The sequence below is a fragment of the Bacillus sp. VA15 genome (genome assembly GCF_055721145.1).
The window spans coordinates 16,169-33,009 of sequence record NZ_JBVQPQ010000005.1 but is presented as its reverse complement, the minus strand read 5'-3'; the positions used below and the strand labels follow the sequence as shown (position 1 = coordinate 33,009).

Annotated in this window: 20 protein-coding genes; 13 read left to right on the top strand and 7 right to left on the bottom strand. The window is 45.8% G+C overall.

Features of this window, described 5'->3' with window-relative positions; all coding sequences use genetic code 11:
* Nucleotides 1–93: 93 nt before the first annotated feature.
* On the top strand, nt 94–630 hold the full coding sequence (gene bstA / locus AC0DBE_RS13960; RefSeq protein ID WP_326200902.1) for a bacillithiol transferase BstA: 537 nt from the start codon (nt 94–96) through the stop codon (nt 628–630).
* On the opposite strand, the gene AC0DBE_RS13955 is transcribed toward bstA, so the two are convergent.
* Together AC0DBE_RS13955 and AC0DBE_RS13950 are read right to left on the bottom strand one after the other, a co-directional pair.
* Nucleotides 627–2,183 carry an MFS transporter gene (locus AC0DBE_RS13955; protein WP_472962558.1) on the bottom strand — a complete coding sequence of 519 codons (1,557 nt, stop codon included), beginning with the start codon at nt 2,181–2,183 and terminating at the stop codon, nt 627–629. The genes bstA and AC0DBE_RS13955 overlap by 4 nt on opposite strands.
* A 112-nt stretch (nt 2,184–2,295) precedes the next feature.
* Nucleotides 2,296–2,778, bottom strand: coding sequence for a MarR family transcriptional regulator (locus AC0DBE_RS13950; RefSeq protein ID WP_014113095.1), 483 nt, complete (start codon nt 2,776–2,778; stop codon nt 2,296–2,298).
* Nucleotides 2,779–2,949: 171 nt separating this feature from the next.
* On the opposite strand from AC0DBE_RS13950, the gene mprF reads away from it, so the two are divergent.
* On the top strand, nt 2,950–5,520 hold the full coding sequence (mprF, locus tag AC0DBE_RS13945) for a bifunctional lysylphosphatidylglycerol flippase/synthetase MprF (RefSeq protein WP_472962556.1): 2,571 nt from the start codon (nt 2,950–2,952) through the stop codon (nt 5,518–5,520).
* A 17-nt stretch (nt 5,521–5,537) separates the two neighbouring features.
* Here the strand turns inward: mprF and AC0DBE_RS13940 are convergent, their stop codons facing one another.
* Nucleotides 5,538–6,515 carry an ABC transporter substrate-binding protein gene (locus AC0DBE_RS13940; protein ID WP_072182500.1) on the bottom strand — a complete coding sequence of 326 codons (978 nt, stop codon included), beginning with the start codon at nt 6,513–6,515 and terminating at the stop codon, nt 5,538–5,540.
* A 130-nt stretch (nt 6,516–6,645) separates the two neighbouring features.
* Between AC0DBE_RS13940 and AC0DBE_RS13935 the strand changes: the two genes are divergently transcribed.
* The 4 genes from AC0DBE_RS13935 (at nt 6,646) to AC0DBE_RS13920 (ending at nt 10,340) form a co-directional block, all read left to right on the top strand.
* The gene (locus tag AC0DBE_RS13935; RefSeq protein WP_472962554.1) at nt 6,646–7,647 is read left to right on the top strand and encodes a FecCD family ABC transporter permease; all 1,002 of its coding nucleotides are present in this window, start codon (nt 6,646–6,648) and stop codon (nt 7,645–7,647) included.
* Nucleotides 7,644–8,675: a FecCD family ABC transporter permease gene (locus AC0DBE_RS13930; protein WP_061188212.1), complete on the top strand. Its 1,032-nt coding sequence runs from the start codon at nt 7,644–7,646 to the stop codon at nt 8,673–8,675. Before AC0DBE_RS13935 ends, AC0DBE_RS13930 begins: the two co-directional genes overlap by 4 nt.
* A gap of 112 nt (nt 8,676–8,787) precedes the next feature.
* Nucleotides 8,788–9,669, top strand: coding sequence for a PhzF family phenazine biosynthesis isomerase (locus AC0DBE_RS13925; RefSeq protein WP_472962552.1), 882 nt, complete (start codon nt 8,788–8,790; stop codon nt 9,667–9,669).
* A gap of 86 nt (nt 9,670–9,755) precedes the next feature.
* Nucleotides 9,756–10,340, top strand: coding sequence for a nitroreductase family protein (locus tag AC0DBE_RS13920; RefSeq protein WP_014113101.1), 585 nt, complete (start codon nt 9,756–9,758; stop codon nt 10,338–10,340).
* 39 nt (nt 10,341–10,379) lie between these two features.
* Here AC0DBE_RS13920 and AC0DBE_RS13915 read toward each other — a convergent pair whose 3' ends face one another.
* From AC0DBE_RS13915 to AC0DBE_RS13905, 3 genes are all read right to left on the bottom strand, one after another.
* The gene (locus tag AC0DBE_RS13915; protein WP_014113102.1) at nt 10,380–10,571 is read right to left on the bottom strand and encodes a YfhD family protein; all 192 of its coding nucleotides are present in this window, start codon (nt 10,569–10,571) and stop codon (nt 10,380–10,382) included.
* A gap of 66 nt (nt 10,572–10,637) precedes the next feature.
* Nucleotides 10,638–10,748 carry a YfhE family protein gene (locus AC0DBE_RS13910; protein WP_003223230.1) on the bottom strand — a complete coding sequence of 37 codons (111 nt, stop codon included), beginning with the start codon at nt 10,746–10,748 and terminating at the stop codon, nt 10,638–10,640.
* 55 nt (nt 10,749–10,803) lie between these two features.
* Nucleotides 10,804–11,715, bottom strand: coding sequence for a TIGR01777 family oxidoreductase (locus tag AC0DBE_RS13905; RefSeq protein ID WP_457895766.1), 912 nt, complete (start codon nt 11,713–11,715; stop codon nt 10,804–10,806).
* A gap of 88 nt (nt 11,716–11,803) precedes the next feature.
* Between AC0DBE_RS13905 and recX the strand changes: the two genes are divergently transcribed.
* The 3 genes from recX to AC0DBE_RS13890 all read left to right on the top strand — a co-directional run bounded on the left by recX (nt 11,804) and on the right by AC0DBE_RS13890 (nt 14,255).
* The gene (recX, locus tag AC0DBE_RS13900; RefSeq protein ID WP_472962549.1) at nt 11,804–12,595 is read left to right on the top strand and encodes a recombination regulator RecX; all 792 of its coding nucleotides are present in this window, start codon (nt 11,804–11,806) and stop codon (nt 12,593–12,595) included.
* Nucleotides 12,596–12,604: 9 nt separating this feature from the next.
* A complete protein-coding gene (locus AC0DBE_RS13895; RefSeq protein WP_072182506.1) occupies nt 12,605–12,919 on the top strand; it encodes a YfhH family protein in 315 nt (104 codons plus the stop codon).
* A 142-nt stretch (nt 12,920–13,061) separates the two neighbouring features.
* Nucleotides 13,062–14,255, top strand: coding sequence for an MFS transporter (locus AC0DBE_RS13890; protein ID WP_014113106.1), 1,194 nt, complete (start codon nt 13,062–13,064; stop codon nt 14,253–14,255).
* Nucleotides 14,256–14,287: 32 nt separating this feature from the next.
* Here the strand turns inward: AC0DBE_RS13890 and AC0DBE_RS13885 are convergent, their stop codons facing one another.
* On the bottom strand, nt 14,288–14,440 hold the full coding sequence (locus AC0DBE_RS13885) for a small, acid-soluble spore protein K (RefSeq protein ID WP_003223241.1): 153 nt from the start codon (nt 14,438–14,440) through the stop codon (nt 14,288–14,290).
* Between the two features lie 124 nt (nt 14,441–14,564).
* Between AC0DBE_RS13885 and AC0DBE_RS13880 the strand changes: the two genes are divergently transcribed.
* The 4 genes from AC0DBE_RS13880 to AC0DBE_RS13865 all read left to right on the top strand — a co-directional run bounded on the left by AC0DBE_RS13880 (nt 14,565) and on the right by AC0DBE_RS13865 (nt 16,769).
* Nucleotides 14,565–14,834 (top strand): YfhJ family protein, encoded by a 270-nt coding sequence (locus AC0DBE_RS13880; protein ID WP_014113107.1) that lies wholly within the window; start codon nt 14,565–14,567, stop codon nt 14,832–14,834.
* 145 nt (nt 14,835–14,979) lie between these two features.
* On the top strand, nt 14,980–15,498 hold the full coding sequence (locus AC0DBE_RS13875; RefSeq protein ID WP_326247546.1) for an SH3 domain-containing protein: 519 nt from the start codon (nt 14,980–14,982) through the stop codon (nt 15,496–15,498).
* A gap of 85 nt (nt 15,499–15,583) precedes the next feature.
* Complete coding sequence (locus AC0DBE_RS13870) at nt 15,584–15,916, top strand: SdpI family protein (RefSeq protein ID WP_472962546.1); 333 nt, start codon at nt 15,584–15,586, stop codon at nt 15,914–15,916.
* Nucleotides 15,903–16,769: an alpha/beta fold hydrolase gene (locus tag AC0DBE_RS13865; protein WP_472962544.1), complete on the top strand. Its 867-nt coding sequence runs from the start codon at nt 15,903–15,905 to the stop codon at nt 16,767–16,769. Before AC0DBE_RS13870 ends, AC0DBE_RS13865 begins: the two co-directional genes overlap by 14 nt.
* Nucleotides 16,770–16,841: the final 72 nt, after the last annotated feature.

Below are 16,841 nucleotides of genomic sequence, written 5' to 3'. Positions count from 1 at the left end.
TGTTTTTTACTGTAGAACTGATTAAATCATACAGCACGCACAATCTTTTTCTTGTAAAATAAAGGAAAAGATTGAAAAGAAGGGGGAACATGCATGGCAACAGACAACCTAAGCTACCCAATAGGAGAATACAAGCCGAGGGAATCCATATCGAAAGAGCAAAAAGATGAATGGATTCAAGCGCTTGAAAAAGTGCCTGCCAAACTGATGAAAGCTGTAGAAGGCATGACGGACAGCCAGCTGGACACACCGTACCGAGACGGGGGATGGACCGTTCGGCAAGTTGTTCACCATCTGGCTGACAGTCATATGAACAGCTATATCCGTTTTAAATTGAGCTTGACGGAAGAGACACCGGCCATCCGTCCATATAATGAAAAAGCATGGTCGGAGCTTGAAGACTCCAAAACAGCGGAGCCGAGCGGTTCACTCGCGCTTTTACAGGAGCTTCATGGGCGATGGACGGCTCTTCTCCGCACTCTGACGGATCAGCAATTTCAGCGCGGATTTTACCATCCCGATACAAAGGAGATCATGACCCTAGAAAACGCGCTAGGGCTGTATGTCTGGCACTCACATCACCATATCGCTCATATTACGGAGCTTTCCAAACGGATGGGGTGGTCTTAACGCTTTTGCCGACGAAAAGCCGGAAGACTGATAGCAGCAATCACCAACAGTGAAATCACAGCAGCGGCCGCATATAAATGATCATAGCCGCTGGCGATACTCGCATGAATGGCATCGCTTATCGCGGTTTTGACTTCAGGCACGGGAATGCGTTCGATTTGTTCTTGTAAAGAAGAAACATTAGAATTGTCGATCTCCGGAATCATTTGCATCGCCTTTTCTGAATGTCCGCTGTCCGATAAGCGGCTGCTGATCTCATCACCTATTTGATTAAACCCGGCTGTGATAAAGCCTGCATAAAGAGTAGGCGCCAAGGTCAGGCCAATTTGCCTTACCAATGAAAGCGTGCCGAGCGCTGTGCCCTTATTGGTTTTAGCCGCCTCTGATACAAGGACGTTCAGCGGCGCGCCTAACAGAAAGCCAAAACCGATCCCAGCTACCACACTTGCGATCACAAACTCCCATTTCTCCGTCACCCAGAGCGGAAATAAAGCAAATCCCGCACATGAAATGATTCCCGAAAGAACAACCGTTTTCACCGGCCCTTTTTTGTCGGTGAGCGCTCCGCCAAGCCAAGCGCCGATGCCGGAAGCTAACGCAAGCGGTGTCATCCAATAGCCTGCTTTTGCGGCAGGGACATCCAAATACTGCTCAACATATGACGGGATAAAAATGACCGCCGCCAAGAGTCCCCCGGATAACAAACCGATGATAAGCGTGCGCTGAAACATGTGATTCCGCAGCAGAGAATACGCCAAAATCGGATCGCCCCCGCGCATTTCAACCCTCTTTTCAAACGAGATAAGCGCTGCAAAACAGAGAATGCCAAAAACAATACACCCATAAACCTCCGGATTTCCCAAGCTGTTTAAAAGATTTGCCCCGTCAAGATTCGTCATGCCGTACATCACAGCTAAAATCGACAGGGACAGAAGGAAGATTCCGGCCGTATCGAGGCGCTTAGCCTCAGGCGCTTTTGTTTCCGCAATAAAACATGCACCGAAAACAACCAATAATACCGCAATCGGCAAATTAATTAAAAACAGCCAATGCCAAGAACCGGTCCAATCAAGGAGAAAGCTTCCGATATTCGGTCCGAGCACAGCGGCCATCCCGTTCATCGCGCCAAGCAGCCCGAGTGCTTTTCCCTGTTTTTCCTTTGGAAGGGTAGCGAGAATGTGAGAGCTGCCGATAATGAAAATCCCGCCGCCCCCAAGCGCCTGAATCAGCCGTGAGATCAGAAAGAGCGGGAAGCTTTGGCTCAAAGCAACAAGCAAAGAACCAAGTCCGAACAGGCAAACCTCAATCAGGAAAAGTTTCTTTCTGCCGTAGCGATCGGAAAGCTTTCCGACGATCGGCACACTGACGCTAAGGCCAAGCGTATAAAGGGTAATGCCCCATGATCCCCAGGAAGGAGAAACGGCAAACGACTCGTTTATCGTTGTTAAAGCAGCAGAAATAATTCCGTTATCCAGCGCAGCCATAAACACACCAATCGTAAACAGGCTGATCGCCCACTTTTGGCTTTTCTGCTCTGTCAATGCTTCAGACATATTCATCAACCCCTTTTTAGTTCACTTCAAATATATTATTCATTTTAAGTGAACTAAATGTCAAATAAAAAAAGCCTGCCACCGCGCTTTGCGGATGACAGACTTACAGATTTTATTCATTTTTCGCTTTCTCTAATGCTCTTGAAAGGATAGACAGCCCTTCGGAAACAGCCTGCTTTTCTTCAGGGGACAGCAGCTCCAATGAACGCTTCAGTTTCAGATGGCCCTTTTCATAAAGCCCCCGAAAAATATTTTTTGCATTCTCCGTCAACTGAACAACGACTGAACGGCGGTCCTCTTCAGAATGTGAGCGTTTGACAAACCCTGATTTCTCAAGGCGGTCAAGCAGTCCTGTTGTATTGGACAGGGAAGCCCCCATTTTTTCTGCAATGTCGCTGACCTTCAGTGTTCCATGGTTGTTTAATAGCATTAGCACTTTCATTTGAGGCATGCTCATATCAAGCTTCATCCACTCGGACACATCACCGAGACCGGCAGAGGTTAGTACTTTCATATAGAGCACCCATATTTCCCGTTCCTCAGATGAAAGAATGTCTTCGTTTAATACCGTTGTATCATGTAGATTGTATTCCATTTCATCACTTCCTCATCATTCACTCCTCTTACCATATTACTCGATTTTCACTCCTGAAAGAAAGTGAGCAGAAACCGCATTCGGGACTTTGTCCGAAAAATAACGGTAGTGTATAATGAGTTGGAGATTATTGGGGGAGAAGATCGAACTAGATTATGATTGGAGAGACCATTGCTGATTAAAAAGAATGCTATATCAATTTTAAAAATCGTTTTTCCTATTGCTGTTTTATTATTTGTTATTTATCAATCGAAAAAAGAACTGACAAATCTGTCATTCAAACGCACGCTCATGGTCATCAACGGGCTTGAGCGAACGGACTTATTCATCCTTGTATTGATCGGCCTGCTGGCTGTTGCGGCCATGTCGCTGTATGATTACGTCCTGAAATACTCACTGCGCCTATCGATCACAAACGGAAAGGTATTCAGGGTTTCCTGGATCGCCAATTCATTTAATAACGTCCTCGGATTCGGCGGATTAGCCGGAGTCGGGTTAAGAATGATGTTTTATAAAGAGCATACGAAAGACCATAAGGCGCTCGTCAAAGGAATCGCCTGGCTTACATCATCTATGCTGCTCGGGTTATCAGTTTTCAGCATTTTCGTCGCCGCACGAGTGCTGCCAGTGGATGAAGTGATTAATGAAAAGCCTTGGCTGTGGGCAGTCGTTATCGGTTTCGCACTGATTTTGCCGGTATCTTTGGCGGTGGCCAAAATAAAAAGCCGCAAAGGCGGAGACGAAGAGAATGCGGATAAAGTGAAAAATCCGATCTTCGCTTATATCGGCGCTTCCGTTGCCGAATGGCTTATGGCTGGAATCGTCATCTATCTGTCATTGTTCGCTATGGGCATTCATGCTGATATCAGGTATGTGTTCGGAGTGTTCGTCATTGCGGCGATCGGAGGAATGATCAGCCTCGTGCCGGGCGGCTTCGGCTCGTTTGACCTTTTGTTTTTGCTCGGGATGGAGCAGCTTGGCTATCATCAGGAGGCTATTGTTACTTCTATTGTTTTATACAGGCTCGTCTATTCATTTATCCCATTCGTTTTGGGACTGTTCTTTGCTGCCGGCGATCTGACCGAAAATACAATGAAACGGCTCGAAACGAACCCGCGTATCGCACCGGCAATTGAGACGACAAACGTTTTGCTTGTCGTACAGCGGGCGATATTAGTGAAAATTTTGCAAGGTTCACTTTCGCTTATTGTGTTCGTTGCAGGCCTGGTTGTCCTGGCTTCAGTATCCCTGCCGATTGACAGGCTGACCGTCATACCGCACATTCCGCGCCCAGCGCTTTTGCTGTTCAACGGCCTGTCCTTAAGCTCAGCGCTCATTCTGCTGATTTTGCCGATCGAGCTTTATAAACGGACAAAACGCTCCTATACGATGGCCATTACAGCGCTTGTTGGCGGCTTTGTGTTCAGCTTTTTAAAAGGACTTAACATCAGTGCGATATTCGTTCTGCCGATGATTATCGTATTGCTAGTGCTTTTGAAAAAACAATTTGTCCGAGAACAGGCATCCTATACGCTGGGCCAATTGATATTTGCTGTGGCGCTGTTTACCGTGGCACTCTTTAACTACAATCTGATCGCGGGCTTTATTTGGGACCGGATGAAGAAGGTGTTGCGCCACGAATATTTCGTCCACAGCGATTCTCATATCACGCATGCGACGATCATGGCGATTATCATCGTGCCGCTGTTCTTCTTCATATTTACAATGGTTTATCATAAGAAGACAAAACCAATCGGGGAAAAAGCTGATCCCGAACGCCTTGCTGCGTTTTTAAATGAAAAAGGCGGCAACGCGCTGAGCCATCTCGGCTATCTTGGAGATAAGCGGTTTTATTTTTCAAGTGACGGGAATGCACTTCTTCTGTTTGGAAAAATCGCCAGAAGGCTGGTTGTGCTCGGCGATCCGTCAGGCCAAAGAGAATCGTTCCCGCTTGTGCTGGAAGAATTTCTGAATGAAGCGCATCAGAAGGGATTCAGTGTTCTGTTCTATCAAATTGAACGAGAGGACATGGCGCTGTATCACGATTTTGGCTATAACTTCTTTAAGCTAGGCGAGGAAGCCTATGTGGATTTAAACACGTTTACCCTGACAGGGAAGAAAAAAGCCGGCCTTCGGGCAATCAATAACCGATTTGAGCGGGAGGAATATACCTTCCATGTGGATCATCCCCCATTTTCTGATGCGTTTTTGGAGGAACTGAAACAAATCTCAGATGAATGGCTCGGCTCGAAAAAGGAGAAGGGATTCTCGCTCGGATTTTTTGATCCCTCATATTTACAGAAAGCGCCGATTGCCTACATGAAAAATGCAGAAGGAGAGATCGTTGCATTTGCAAATGTCATGCCGATGTATCAGGAAGGAGAGATATCGGTCGATCTGATGCGCTACCGCGACGACGCCCCGAACGGCATTATGGACGCATTATTCATCCGCATGTTTTTATGGGCGAAGGAGGAAGGCTGCACGTCGTTTAACATGGGAATGGCGCCCTTGGCCAATGTCGGCACCGCCTTTACATCCTTCTGGTCAGAACGATTTGCCGCTGTCATTTTTAATAATGTCAGATACATGTACAGCTTCAGCGGGCTCAGGGCCTTTAAAGAAAAATACAAACCGGAATGGCGCGGAAAATACTTGGCGTACCGGAAAAACAGATCTCTTTCCGTCACCATGTTCCTCGTCACGCGGCTGATCGGTAAAAGCAAAAAAGACTCCGTCTAACCAGACGGAGTCTTTTTTTATTTCGTTTTTAAGAAATAGGTTTCAATATCATCAAGCAGATAGTTTGCGGCTTTAATTCCGCCTGCGGTTGTCCATACGACGTCATCGACTTCATGGGCGTTACCTGATTTCACGGCCTTCAGGTTTTTCCATAATGAACTGCTTGTCCACTGATTGGCCCATTTTTCATTTTCTTTTGCATTATCGGCTTTATACGTGAAATAAAAAAGCACATCGGCATCCATATCAGGAATGGACTCTTTACTGTCAGTTGAGAACGTAAATTGGTCCTTCTGTTTCTTGAACAGCTCCACTTGTTTTTCAGGGCGTTTGAAGCCAAGCTGGTCTAAAATAATCCCCGAGAATGAATCGGTATAATAGATTCTTGACTCGCCGGATAAAAAGCGTACGACAGAAACTGTTTTGTTAGTCTGGTCGCCAAGCTTGCCTTTCAAATCAGAAACGCGTTTATCAAAATCAGCAATGACTTCCTTGCCTTTGTCCGCCTTATTTACCGCGTTGGCGTATAGAGTCAGATTATCTTTCCAGTTCCCAGCCAAAGATTCAGCGAAAACGGTTGGCGCAATCGCATGTAGCTGATCATAAATTTTTTCCTGGCGTACTTTGTTGCCAATAATCAAGTCAGGCTTTAGTTCTGCGATAGCTTCCACATTCGGTTCCGTTTCAAGACCGACGTTTTTAACACCTTTCATGTCATCTTTCAGATAGTCATACCACGGGTCGCCCTTCCATGACTTTACGGCTCCGACCGGCTTAATGCCAAGCGCTAAGAGCGCCTCTGTTCCTTCATTTGTTAAAACCACAATCCGTTTTGGATTGGCGGGAATGTTGTCTGATGTCCCCATTGCATGTTTAACCGTTCTGGTTTTGCTGCTTGATCCCGCGTTGTTGCTTGAACTTTCTGAACTATTACAGGCAGAAAGCACCGTAACGGCCATTAAAAATACGAATAGCATGCTGATATGCTTTTTCATCTTTTTCCTCCCGATATTGAAATTCATTATCATTTAGATCATAATAAGCAGTGTTAAGAGTGTCAATCCCTAATTAAGGATTATTCTCAAAAACAAAGATTACATAGTAAATAACTAGGAGAATTAGATCATGATCTGCAAAAAGGCATCTTCAAAATGGATTGTGTTAGTATGTCTGATTTTGATTTTACTGGGGGCTGTCTGCGCAAGCATCGTTTACGGCTATACAGGTACGTCATGGGGACAGGTCTATCAGGCGTTTACTTCCTTCAACGGAACAAATGAGCATGTCATCATCAAAGACGTCAGGTTTCCGCGTGCTTTGGTTGCCACAGTTGTCGGCGCCTCGCTTGCAGCCGCGGGCGCTCTCATGCAGGCGCTCACAAAAAATCCGCTTGCGTCACCAGGCATTTTCGGTATTAACGCCGGTGCCGGCTTTTTTATTGTTGCCGGCTCATTTTTTCTGCATATTCAATCAACTCAGGCACTGGTATGGAGCTCGTTTCTCGGGGCAACATTTACTGCCGCGATCGTCTATGCCGCAGGCTCTCTGGGAAGGGAAGGGCTGACGCCAATCAAACTGACGCTGGCGGGAGCTGCCATGGCGGCCATGTTTTCTTCTCTGACACAAGGCTTGCTTTCTGTCAATGAACTCGAGCTTGCTCAAGTGCTTTTTTGGCTGACCGGCTCTGTGCAGGGCAGGAGTCTGGATCTGCTGGTGACAATGCTCCCATATGCAGCCGCAGCGCTTTTGGTCAGTTTCTTTCTTGGCCAAAAAATCAATCTCCTCGTCATGGGAGAAGATGTGGCAAAAGGACTCGGCCAAAAAACGGGCTTGCTGAAATTTGTGATGGCGCTTTGTGTTGTCTTGCTTGCCGGATCTGCTGTCGCCATTGCCGGGCCGATTTCATTTATTGGCATCATTATTCCGCATTTTGCCCGATTTATCGTCGGTAATGATTATCGTTGGGTTCTGCCGTTTTCCGCTGTTTTGGGTGCGATTTTGCTTGTAGTTGCGGATATCGGGGCGCGATATATCATTATGCCTCAGGAAGTTCCTGTCGGGGTCATGACAGCCATCATCGGTATGCCTGTGTTTGTGTACATCGCAAGAAGGGGGGCAAAACTATGAAACTTCGTTTTAGCATTACCGCTGCTGAAAAGAAAGCATGGATCGTCTTTTTTGTTTTACTGGGATTAACAGCGGTCGTACTGGTGATTAGCGCCGGTCTCGGACAACGGTTTATTCCTCCCTGGGATGTAGCAAAAACATTCTTTGGTGCAGGTTCAAAGCTGGATGAGCTGATGATCATGTCATTCCGTATGCCAAGGATTTTGACCGCTTTATGCGCCGGCGTCTGCTTGGCGGCGGCAGGCGCGATATTGCAGGGGCTCGTCAGAAACCCTCTCGCATCTCCGGATATTATCGGAATAACGGGAGGAGCGGCGGTAGCAGTCGTGCTTTTGATGATGTTCTTCTCAGACCGCAGCAGTTCACTTACGATCAGCCTGTCATGGCTTCCGGCGGCCGCATTTATCGGCGCCTCAGCTGTTGGACTCATCGTCTATTTACTGGCATACAAAAATGGCGCCTCCACATTTCGGCTGGTGCTTATCGGGATCGGATTTTCAATGTCGGCGCAGGCGCTGACTACCCTGCTGATGATTAAAGGCCCAATTTACAGAGCGTCACAAGCCAATGTGTATATTACAGGGTCAGTTTATGGGTCAAACTGGCAGCATGTAAAAATAGCTATTATCTTATCTGTCATTCTCTTATTTACTTGTTTTATCGCGCTAAAAAATATGAATATACAGGTACTGGGCGAAGATATTGCGGCTGGGGCGGGAAGTGCCGTGCAGCGAAATCGTTTTTTCTTGCTCCTTTTGAGTACGGCTCTTACGGGCTGTGCGGTTTCGGTTGCCGGCACAATCGGTTTTGTCGGGCTGATGGCGCCCCACATTGCAAGGCGCCTCGTCGGCTCGTCTTATGGAGCGCTGCTCCCAGCGTCGGCGCTCATCGGTGCATTGCTCGTCTTAACAGCTGACATCGTCGGCAGAACCTTATTTGCTCCGGTGGAAGTGCCCGCTGGCGTCTTTACAGCAGCTATCGGCGCACCTTATTTTATTTATTTGCTCTATAAAACGAGAAACTCTTAATTGTTACTCCCATTTTCTAAAAAAGAAAATGGGTTTTTTGTTAATAACTGAAAATTCATAATCATTTTTGCTATACTGACAGAGACATTGATAAAGAAAGGGCGGCAGACAAGTGAAAGAAATAGAGGTATTAAAATATGAAGCATTTACAAGCAGTCCCGACAAAGGAAACCCCGCAGGTGTCGTATTGCATGGAGACGATTATACTGAAGAAGAGATGCAGATCATAGCTGAGCGTGCTGGATATTCAGAAACCTCCTTTATCCGGAAAAGCGAGTCGGCTGATCTTGAACTCCGTTACTTTACCCCTGGACACGAAATGAATTTGTGCGGTCATGCAACAGTTGCTTCTCTTTACGCATTATGTGAAAAAGGAATGCTGGAGAGCGATAAAACGTACAGCATCCAGACAAAAGCCGGTATCCTGCCTGTGAAGATTTCTGAAAAAGACGGCCGCATTCATATCACGCTTGAACAGGCTTCACCGCAATTCAAACCATTTACAGGCGATCGGAAAAAACTTGCGGCCGCATTGGGAATCACGGAAGAGGATTTTCATGAGGACCTTCCGATTGTATTTGGCAGCACTGGCATATGGACAGCCATCATTCCGCTTGCATCATTAGAGGTCTCCAAAAAAATGGTGCCCGATAACAAACAATTTCCGGAAGTGTTAGTAGATCTGCCAAAGGCTTCAGTCCACCCGTTTACCTTTGAAACCGTTCATCCTGACAGCGACCTGCATGGGCGCCACTTTTCATCCCCATATTCAGGAACGATAGAAGACCCTGTGACGGGCACAGCATCCGGTGTGATGGGGGCTTATATGAAACAGTACGGCAATACCGAGCAGCGTGAATTTATCATTGAACAAGGGCAGGAAATCGGGAAAGACGGAAAAGTGGAAATCGAAATTAACGAAGAAGGCGATCATGTGAAAGTGAACATGACAGGAACGGCTGTATACTCAGAAACCCGTATTCTTAAAATCTAATACAGATGATGGTTTACAAAAAGATACACTTTCCGTTATCATTATGAATGATAATCATTTTCAATTGCTTAGGAAGGTGAGATGGTATGCCTCAATCCGAACAGATAGATCAACATTCAGCACTGCGGGACATCATACGCAGCAGAAGATCGATTCGAAAATTTAAACAAGAGCCCGTGCCTTCAGCAGTCATTCTTGACATGCTTGAAACGGCAAAATATGCGCCAAATCACAGAGTGACAGAGCCATGGAGATTTATTTACGTTTCCAGTGAAACAGGAAAAACAAACCTGATCAACACATTTGCAGCATTCTCTAAGAAATCCAAGCCGGATATGACAGAGGAAAAGCTTCAAAATTTCAAAAACACACTTGGACGCGTCCCCGGATTTCTGCTCGTCGTGTTTCAAGAAGATGAAAACGAAAGAGCGCGAGACGATGATTTTGCGGCAACCAGCTCATTGATCCAAAATCTTCAGCTTCTTGCCTGGGAAAAAGGAATCGGCATGGTTTGGAAAAGCGGAAAAATCCTTTACGACAAAGAAGTGCATCAGGCCTTTGGTTTACAGGATAATGAACGATTCGCCGCCATCATACAAACGGGCTATCCTGACGAAGCACCAGAAGTGAAAAAACGCACGCCGATCCGTGAACGGTTCACCGACATGTAAAAAACCCCCTGTCTCAAACGGAGACAAGGGGGTTTTTCATTAACGATTTTTCTTTTTCGCTCTGTTGTCTGCTGCTTTTGCACGCTCTTGCGCTTCGCGGTCATCCGCATCAGCAAGCTCGCTTGAATATTCTTCGTAAACGCCGTCAGTTTCCCTTTTTAATGCGTCGGGAACTTGAGGAAGTTTTTGTTTGTTTTTATCACGGTTTTTGTGGATATGATTTCTGCCCATATCAAATTCCCCCTAAAAAGTGATATCAAACAAACATAGTATCTGGCATAAAGGGGCTATGTATTCCTATTTCCGCTTAGCAGCTTTTTCCGCTTTTTTAAATTCGCCTGAATAAAGAACTTCTTGCATTTTCTTCAGGTTGGCGCCTTGCTGATGCTTCTCCCTCTTCTTTTCCATAAAAAAGGACCTCCTTCAACCATGTTATTCTTAAGGTTGACGCTTCCTTCTGTTTTTATACAGTCTTTCGGACCGTTATCAGCTGTGAGAGTGCAAATTCAAGGTCCGAATATGTAAAACGAAATCCAGAGATCATCGCTTTTTTAGGCAGAGCGCGCTGTCCTTTCACAATCAGAAGACTCATTTCACCCAATGCTTTTGATAAAAAGAATTCCGGGACAGGGAGCCAGTGCGGGCGATGCTTCACCCGTGCAATCGTTTTTCCGAATTGTTTCATTTCCACGGGGTTGGGCGCAGTGACATTCATGGGTCCTGAGATGCCGGTGTTTTCAATCGCATATAAGATCAGCTGGGCCGCGTCCTCGACGTGAATCCATGACAGCCACTGTCTGCCCGTTCCGATCGTTCCGCCGGCCAGAAGCTTATAGGGAAGAACGATGAGCGGGAGAGCGCCTTTTTCTCCAAGCATCACGCCAAATCTCGCATAAACTGTCCGGATGCCCATCGCCTCAATTTTCTGTCCTTCCTTTTCCCACAAATGTGCAGTATGGCTGAGAAAATCCTCATCTGACGTTGCAGAATCCTCTGTGAAGGTTTTCTCAAGACTAGTGCCGTAAATGCCCACGGCACTGGCTTGGATCATCGTCTTCGGTTTTTCCTTCTGTTTATCAATAAGCCGCTGGACTTCACGCGTCGCATTGATACGGCTGGAGAGAATGTGCTGCTTCGTTTTTTCTGTCCAGCGGCCAAAAATCGATTTTCCTGCAAGATTTACCCAGACATCAATATGAGGAAGTTCCTGCTCCGGCGCAGCTCCCTCTGTCAGCCATTGGACATATGTGATATTTTTTTGTTCAGTTTCCCTTGCGTTTCTTGATAAAATATAAACATGGTGTCCCTGCCGGGTAAGAACGCCCGTCAGATGCTGGCCGAGAAAACCGGTTCCGCCCGTCATTGCTATATTCATGAACATCTCTCCTCATCGTTCTAATAAATATACTGTACCTCATTTTAATAAAAGAAAACGCGTTTCAGGCCTGAGAAGGGAGATTAAGATGCCATTTATCACAAAAATTTCAACGCAAAAAAAGAATACGGAACGCTTCAATATCTTTCTCGATGAAAAATACGCCTTCAGTGTAGACGCGGACGTACTCGTGAAATTTGAGCTTAAAAAGGGAAAAGAACTTGATGACCTTGACATCATTGAGATTCAATACGGTGATGAAGTGAAAAAAGGCTTCAACCGTGCGCTTGAATTTTTATCCTACCGAATGAGGTCAACGAAAGAGGTAGAGGACTATTTAAAGAAAAAAGAAACCCCGGCCCCTGTCATAGCGGAAGTCATCCATAAGCTGAACGACTATAAATACTTAAACGACCAGGAATTTGCCGTAGCCTATGTCAGCACCCACAAAAAAACGAATGGAAAAGGTCCTGACGTTTTGTTCAGAGAGCTGAGAGCGAAGGGAATCGGCGACGATACAATTAAGGAGGCGCTGAGTTCCTTTTCCTTTGAAGATCAGACGAGAGAAGCGGTCAAGCATGTTGAAAAGCTTCTCAAAAAGGATAAAAAACTTTCAACAAAAGAACTCAAACAGCGCGCCCAAATGCAGCTACAGCGCAAGGGCTTCTCATTTGATGTCATCAGAGCGGCGCTGGAGCAGATTGAATATGAAAATGATGAAGACACAGAGAAAGAAGCGCTGCGCCTTCACGCGGAAAAAGCGTTTAGAAAATACCGCTATGACGGCTCATATGAAAGCGCCATGAAGGTCAAACAATTTTTATTCCGTAAAGGATTCTCACTCGATTTAATCGAGCAATTTCTGCAGGAAGAGGAGTAGCTGAAAAAAATGGAGAAACGATACAGTCAAATGACACCGCACGAACTCAATACCGAAATCGCATCACTTTCAGAAAAAGCAAGAAAAGCCGAACAGCATGGAATCATAAACGAACTGGCAGTGCTCGAACGGAAAATTACGATGGCAAAAGCATATTTGCTGAACCCGGAAGATTTCACAACGGGAGAAACGTATCGTGTGGAAGACTCTGAAGACGAGTTTACCATCAGCTATTTAAATGGCGTTTTCGCATGGGGATACAGAACTTCGTCCCCACAACAAGAGGAAGCGCTGCCAATCTCAGTATTGCAAGAAAAGAAATAAGCGTAACAAGGAGGCTGGATATCAGCCTCTTTTTATGTGCAGCACATTTACACGAAATCTTAAAGAAAAAATCATTGAATTCACTCCAAAAATCTTTTAAGATGAAACTCGTTGTTTTTTAAAATCGAAGGAGGCGATGACGTTGAGTATCAAAAACCCATCTGTAAAATTTATTATATTTGTTCTTATGATTTGTACATTTTCAATCGGATACACAGAATACGCAGTGATGGGTATTTTGACGTCGATTGCCAATGACTTTCATATACAGGTTTCATCTGCGGGGCTTCTTGTCACGGCCTATGCGGCAAGCGTCTGTTTGACTGGCCCGATTGTCACCATCATTTCCGTCAAGCTCCCGAGAAAGCCTGTGCTGCTTGGGCTGATGGCGATTTTTATCCTTTCCAACCTGATGAGCGCGCTGGCGCCGAATTTTGCAGTATTGGCTGTCTCAAGAATTTTATCTGCATCCATTCACGGCGCTTTCTTTGCGATCGCCATGGTATTTGCCAGTGAAATGGTTCCGCCAGAGAAACGAGCGGCTGCGGCAGCGTCTATGAACGGCGGGCTGACAGTAGCTCTAATGCTTGGTGTTCCATTCGGTTCTTTTCTAGGAGATGTCCTGAATTGGAGAGCTGTGTTTTCCATCATTACGGCCCTTGGTGTCATCGGATTCTTAGGCCTCATGGCTGCTGTGCCGAACAGAAAACCAAAAGTGATCCCAAAGCTTATGAATGAGTGGGGGGTATTTAAACACAAACAAGTGCTGTACTCCTTCGCGATTACGATTTTAGGCTATTCCGGCGTCTTTATCGCCTACACCTTTATCGAACCGATTTTGAGACATTCAGCCGGATTCGGCACGGTCGGTATTACAGGCGCTCTCTTTGCGTACGGATTGGGAGGCGTTGCAGGGAATTTCTTTGCGGGAAAAGTGCCGCTTCCTTTGCTGACTCGAACGATGATCGGCGTGATGATCGGTTTGATCGGTGTGCTGGCCGTATTTCCTTACATCTCCATTTACCCGGCTGCAGCCATTGTTGCAACGTTCTTATTTGGAGCATGTGCATTTGGCACACCGCCTCTGCTGCAAACGAAGGTCATTTCCTCATCTGAGAGCGGCACAACTATTGCCGCCGCTGTCAGCGTATCAGCATTTAACCTTGCTAATGCGCTAGGTGCGTGGATCGGCGGAATGATTTTAAGCGGAACAGGCTCTTATTCCTGGCTGTTCGCTGGAGGAGCGCTTATGACGGCATGCGGGCTCGTGCTTTCTACCTTCGCACATTTATCTGAAAAGAAGAGCGTCTATGAGTATCAAGTCAATAAAGGGTAAAAAACAGCTGCAGCGCATGCAGCTGTTCTTCTTTACCGTTTGCCGGAGGCTCTCATTCTTTCTTGAGGATGCTGATTGATTGATCCGTCAGCACGCTTTGAAGCATAGTCATCCTTTGCTCTCGGTTCACCCTGAAATTTATTTTCGTTTTCGTAAGGAAATCCTTTTTCTTTATTCCGGACCATGTCATTTCCCCCTAGGTTCGAGATCAAAAAGTTGCGTCTTTCCAAATGAAGACGTAAGGTTAGTATATGGAGAACAGCACGTTTTAAAGCGTCATTTATTTCCTGAAGAAAGGAGACTGCACACATGGATACGTATATTGAGAAACTGACAAATCTGCTTCTGGAAAAGAACGATATGATTAGCTATATACAGGCAAAATCATGGGTGGAATTGTTATGGAGCGATTTCGAAGCAACTTATGCAAAAGCCGGACACGCCTATCAGGGTGAAAAAATGACAGAGAAAATCGTCACACAATGGATCGAAAACTATGGCGGCCAGCTCCACCTTTTCCAAAGCTCCCGTGACGACGTAAATGATTACTTAAACCAAAGCAGAGGCCTTTTGCATTAAAAAAACCTGCCGTTATCATCCGGCAGGTTTTTTCATTTCCTTAAAATTACCTTAACAGGCAGAAAAAATAAACAAAACGTGTTTCGCCCGCCGGTCAATCAGGGAATACCACTTATATCTTGTCAAATGCGAGGAGGAGCTTTATATGAAAAAGAAACAAGTAATGCTCGCTTTAACAGCTGCCGCAGGACTGAGTTTGACAGCACTTTATTCCGCTCCCGCAGCACAAGCTGCGCCCCTTCACGACATATCTGTCAGCATGCCATCATCCGATTCTTACATCATAAAAGCAGGAAAGCTGAATGTCCGGACCGAGCCAAATCATAAAGGCAAAATTCTTGGCACTTTATCATCAGAACAAAAAGTCACAGTCAATGGTTTCGCAAATGCCGATTGGGCTCAAATTCAATTCAAAGGAAAAAAAGCATATATTTCAACACACTTCTTAATGAAAACCGCAAGCCAAACGAAAACAGCGAAACAGACAGCCTTCTATGCACCGACACCCGAAAACGGAAAAGCAAAACAGCTCTCATCCGGAACAGAGGTGACATTACTTGGATGGGGATTCAGTGAAAACGGCGGATTTGACTTCACATGGGCTTTCGTTGATTATGGCGGAGTCAAGGGATATATTCAGTCAAAGGACTTACAAATACGATAAATAAGGCAGGCTGAGGCTTGTCTTTTTGCCTATGTATGAAACATTTCTTCTTTCTGCACGTAACAATGAGAAAGGAGATGATGATATGGCTGGTTTAGTCGGCGGAGGGCTTATGATCATTGCGGGTATACTGATCAAACTGTTTCCTCCCGAATCCATCAACAGTGTGTACGGATACAGAACGAGACGTTCAATGTCAGGTCAAAGATTATGGGATGAAGCGAACCGTTACAGTGCATCATTGATGATCCTGTCAGGCCTGGTGATTGCGGGAATGGGGTTGCTGCTGAGATCAAACTTGATCATTCTTCAGCTTATCCTGCTGCTTGCCGCCTGTGTCATTACGTTTATGCTAACGGAGAAAAGGCTGAAAAACATGATGTACAGTCAAGGAGGAGATATAAGTGGACGGAGTTAAATGCCAGTTTGTCAAAACAAACGGAATTACGCTCCACGTTGCGGCCGCAGGGCCGGAGGACGGCCAGTTAATTGTCCTGCTCCATGGATTTCCAGAGTTTTGGTACGGCTGGAAAAATCAAATCAAACCGCTCGCCGATGCGGGTTACCGGGTCATTGCTCCCGATCAGCGGGGCTACAATCTCAGTGACAAACCGGACGGAATTGATTCATATCGGATTGACACATTAAGAGATGATATCATCGGGCTTATTTCCCAATTCACAGATGAAAAAGCAATTGTCATCGGGCATGACTGGGGAGGAGCTGTCGCATGGCATCTGGCTACCACGCGCCCGGAATATCTAGAAAAGTTAATTGCCATCAATATCCCGCACCCACACATCATGAAAACCGTAACGCCGATTTATCCGCCGCAATGGCTGAAAAGCTCGTATATCGCCTTCTTCCAGCTACCCGACATACCGGAGGCATCACTAAAGGAAAATGATTACGAAACATTAGACAAAGCGATTGGATTATCGACCCGTCCTGAGCTTTTTACGTCAGAGGATGTCAGCAAGTACAAAGAAGCGTGGAAACAGCCCGGTGCGCTGACAGCTATGCTGAACTGGTATAGAGCCCTCAGAAAAGGAAGCCTTTCAGAGAAAACCGCTTACGAAACAGCACCTTACCGGATGATCTGGGGAATGGAAGACCGCTTTTTAAGCAGAAAGCTTGCGAAAGAGACGGAAAGGCATTGCCCGAATGGGCATCTCATTTTTGTTGATGAAGCTTCCCATTGGATTAACCACGAAAAACCGGCCATCGTCAATCAGCTTATTCTGGAATACCTTTACCTTAAAAAACAATAAGTCAGAATTTCTCTTCATCCGTCTGTCATAATGGCAGACTTTTTCTGTGCGTTTTTTTCATAGTCCGTTTTA